This window comes from Frateuria sp., from assembly GCF_013362045.1.
Lineage (GTDB): Bacteria > Pseudomonadota > Gammaproteobacteria > Xanthomonadales > Rhodanobacteraceae > Frateuria_A.
Genome location: NZ_JABFWW010000131.1, coordinates 1 through 3,672, shown reverse-complemented (window position 1 = coordinate 3,672; position 3,672 = coordinate 1). Strand labels below are relative to the sequence as shown.

3 protein-coding genes and 1 pseudogene are annotated in these 3,672 nt (G+C 71.0%); 3 read left to right on the top strand and 1 reads right to left on the bottom strand.

Features of this window, described 5'->3' with window-relative positions; genetic code table 11:
- Positions 1-620: pseudogene (locus HOQ08_RS06065) on the bottom strand (tagatose-6-phosphate ketose isomerase); the annotation flags it as partial.
- Between the two features lie 64 nt (positions 621-684).
- Between HOQ08_RS06065 and HOQ08_RS06060 the strand changes: the two are divergent.
- Genes HOQ08_RS06060 through agaR form a run of 3 tightly spaced genes read left to right on the top strand, consistent with a single transcriptional unit; the run spans position 685 to position 3,631 of the window.
- Positions 685-1,590: a fructose-bisphosphate aldolase gene (locus HOQ08_RS06060; RefSeq protein WP_291192478.1), complete on the top strand. Its 906-nt coding sequence runs from the start codon at positions 685-687 to the stop codon at positions 1,588-1,590.
- A gap of 8 nt (positions 1,591-1,598) precedes the next feature.
- Positions 1,599-2,834, top strand: coding sequence for an amidohydrolase family protein (locus HOQ08_RS06055; RefSeq protein WP_291192477.1), 1,236 nt, complete (start codon positions 1,599-1,601; stop codon positions 2,832-2,834).
- Positions 2,831-3,631 (top strand): transcriptional repressor AgaR, encoded by an 801-nt coding sequence (gene agaR, locus HOQ08_RS06050; RefSeq protein ID WP_291192476.1) that lies wholly within the window; start codon positions 2,831-2,833, stop codon positions 3,629-3,631. The genes HOQ08_RS06055 and agaR overlap by 4 nt, the downstream gene beginning before the upstream one ends.
- Positions 3,632-3,672 lie beyond the last annotated feature (41 nt).

The following is a 3,672-nucleotide window of genomic DNA, read 5'->3' as shown; positions in this document are numbered from 1 at the left end:
CCGGGATCGCCCGAGGCGGCATGGCGCAGGCCGCTGCCGGCCAGCAACAGGTTGGTGAAACTGCTGGTCATCACCAGGCTGCGGTCGTTGGTGGCCTCCTCCAGCAGCAGCACCTGCATGCGCGGCTCGTCGCGGTAGCGCGTGGCGAGCTGGCCCTGCGCATTGCAGATGATCGCCAGGTGCGCATAGCCCGGCTTGGCGGCCAGCACCTGGTCGACCACGCCCGTGCTCTCGGGGCTGTCGCCCGAGCGCGCGATCGACACCAGCAGCCCGCGGCCCGGCGGCAGCACGCCGCGGCGCGAGGTCAACAGCGTGCCCGCCGCGATCGCCAGGCACGGCACGCCCAGCGCCGCCTGCAGCACCGGCGCCAGGCACTCGCCCACGTAGAGCGAGCTGCCCGAACCGGTGAGCACGATGTGCGCCGGCCGCGCCGCCAGCAGTTCGCGCAGCATCGCGACAATGTGCCCCCCGGACAGCCTGGACGCGGTGCCGAGCCAGGTCTGCGGCTGCTGCAGGATCTCGCGCAGCGTGTGCGCATAGCCACGTCGCGCCTTCTCGGCCTCGGAAGCGCCGTGGAGTTGTGCCAGCGCGGGCGGCAGCACGGGAGGTTTGACAGGCATGGGCGTCTGAGGAAAGATGGTGGTGATCGAAAGATATCGAAACTTTCATCCAAAGGTATTCGAAATGAAAGACAACTTGCAAGCCGTCCCCGTGCTGGACTCGCTGAGTCTCCCGCACGGCAAGCGCACGCGGCTGTGGCGGATGCTCTACGGCCACGGCCCGCGCAACGGCACGCTGCTGGTGCTGCCGCTGGACCAGGGCCTGGAGCATGGCCCCACCGATTTCTTCCCGCATCCGCCGGCGCTCGATCCGCAATACCAGTTCGAGCTGGCCGAGGCCGGCGGCTTCTCCGCCATCGCGCTGGGCATCGGCCTGGCCGAAAAGTACATGGGCCGCCATGCCGGGCGCGTGCCGCTGATCCTCAAGCTCAACGGCAAGACCAACATCCCCAGCGACGCCGAGGCCACCTCGCCGCTGTTCGCCTCGGTCGAGGACGCCGTGCGGCTGGGCGCCGACGCGGTGGGCTACACGCTGTACGTGGGCTCGCCGCGCCAGCACGAGGAGATCCGCCAGTTCGGGCAGGTGCGCCGCGACTGCGAGCGCTATGGCATGCCGCTGGTGATGTGGTCGTATCCGCGCGGCGCGGCGGTCGAGGCCAAGGGCGGCAAGAACAGCCTCTACGCGCAGGACTACGCCGCGCGCGTGGCGCTGGAGCTGGGCGCGGACATCGTCAAGCTGCACGAGCCGGTGGCCGAGCGCGCCAAGTCCCCGGCCCCCTACGACGCGCTGGACGAGGACGCCGCTGCACGCTCGCAGCGCGTGGTGCGCTCGGCCGGCCGCACGATGGTGCTGTTCTCCGGCGGCGAGAAGAACGACGACGACGACGCCGTGCTGCGCAAGGTCGAGTTCTACATGCAGTCCGGCGCCGGCGGCGTGATGTTCGGCCGCAACATGTGGCTGCGTCCGTTCGACCAGGCGGTGGCGCTGGTGCGGCAGGTGCATGCGATCATGCAGCGCTATCCGCGCTGAAGGCTCCGATGACGGACGATCGCGATCCAGCCGCCCCGCGCCACCGCTTCTGCGGCTGCTGCTCGGCGCCGCCGCGCATGGCGGCGCCGGCCGGCAGCGAGGGCAAGCACCTGCTCGCCACCGCGCCGGACGCGGACAAGCTCGAACTGCCGCTGGTCGACTACGCGCCGCGCAGCGTGCTGCGCGTGCCGGCCACCCTCATCGAGCGGCCGCGCTTCCCGGTGATCGACGTGCACACGCACCTGTCCTGGATGCGCGAGGTGCGTGGCGCGGTGCCGGTGGGCGAGGCGATGACCTTCTTCAGCGAGCCGGCCGCGCTGCTGCCGCTGATGGAACGCAAGGGCATCCGCGCGATGGTCAACCTGACCGGCGGCGTGGGCCGCGGGCTGGAAGAAACCATCGCGCGCTTCGACCGCACCGCGCCCGGCCGCTTCCTCACCATGACCGAACCTTCGTTCGGCCTGTTCGGCGAACCGGACTACCCGCGCCTGCAGGCCGAGGCGATCGAGCGCGCATACCGCGCCGGCGCCTGCGGGCTGAAGCTGCTCAAGACGCTGGGCCTGTACCTGCGCGAGCGCATCGACGAGGGTCCGCTGGTCGGCGTGGACGACGCACGCTTCGATCCCATGTGGGAAACCTGCGCCGCGCTGGGCCTGCCGGCGTTCATGCACACCGCCGACCCGCTGGCGTTCTTCCTGCCCACCGACCGCCACAACGAGCGCTACGAGGAGCTGGCCCGGCATCCGGACTGGTCGTTCTACGGCCCGGAATTCCCCGGCCACGAACAACTCGTCGCCGCGCGCGACCGCGTGATCGCGCGCCACCCGCGCACCACCTTCGTGCTGATGCACGTGGGCAGCCAGGCCGAAGACCTGGATGCGATCGAGGCGTGCCTGGCGCGCTTCCCCAACGTCATGGTCGACATCAGCGCGCGCATCGCCGAGCTCGGCCGCCAGCCGCGGCGCAGCCGCGGTTTCTTCGAGCGCCACCAGGACCGCATCCTGTTCGGCACCGACGCGGTGCCGGCCCCGTGGGGCGAGGACGTGCCGCAACAGCTGCTGGGCGATGCGCTGTACGAGATCTACTACCGCTTCCTTGAAACCGAGGACGAATACTTCGACTATGCGCCGGCGGCCACGCCGCCGCAGGGCCGTTGGTCGATCTACGGGCTGGGCCTGTCGGAGACGCTCCTGCGCAAGGTCTACCACGACAACGCCGCACGACTGCTCGGATTGGACGGATGACGACACGACGCAAGGCCGCCGCGCCCAAGCTGCTGGTCGAGGAACGGCGCCGGCTGATCGTCGAACAGGTGGAAAGCCGGGGCCGCGTCACCGTCGAGGAACTGGCGCGGCGCTTCGGCATTTCGGCGGTGACCATCCGCCAGGACCTGGAGGCGCTGGCCCGCGCCGGCACCGTCACCCGCTCGCACGGCGGCGCCATTCCGGCCGGCCCCGGCGCGCAGGACACGCCGCTGACCATCAAGGAAACCCGCCACCACGCGCAGAAGCGGCGCATCGGCGAGGCCGCGGCGAAGCTGGTGCAGGATGGCGAGACGATCATCATCGACTCCGGCTCGACCACCGTGGAGATCGCGCGGCAGCTGCGCCAGCGGCGCTGGAACGCGCTCACGGTGATCACCAACGCGCTCAACATCGCGCTGGAGCTCTCCGGCCTGGCCGGCGTGCGCGTGATGATGCTGGGCGGGCTGCTGCGCCAGACCTCCTACTCGCTCGCCGGCCCCGATGCCGAGCAGGCGCTGGCGCGGCTCTCGGCCGACCGCCTGTTCCTGGGCGTGGACGGCCTGGACCCGGACGTGGGCGTGACCACGCCCGACCCGCTGGAGGCCTCGCTCAACGCGCTGATGATCCGCGTCTCGCGCCAGACCATCGCGGTGCTCGACGCCAGCAAGTTCGGCCAGCGCAGCCTCTCGGTGATCGCCCCGCTTTCCAGCCTGGACATGGTGGTCAGCGACGCCAGCGTGCCGGGCGAGTACGCGCAGGCGCTCGAGGCGCGCGGCATCACGCTGCAGCTGGTCTGAGCGGCGTTCGCTCCGGGGCTGGCCCGCCCCGGCGGAAGCGC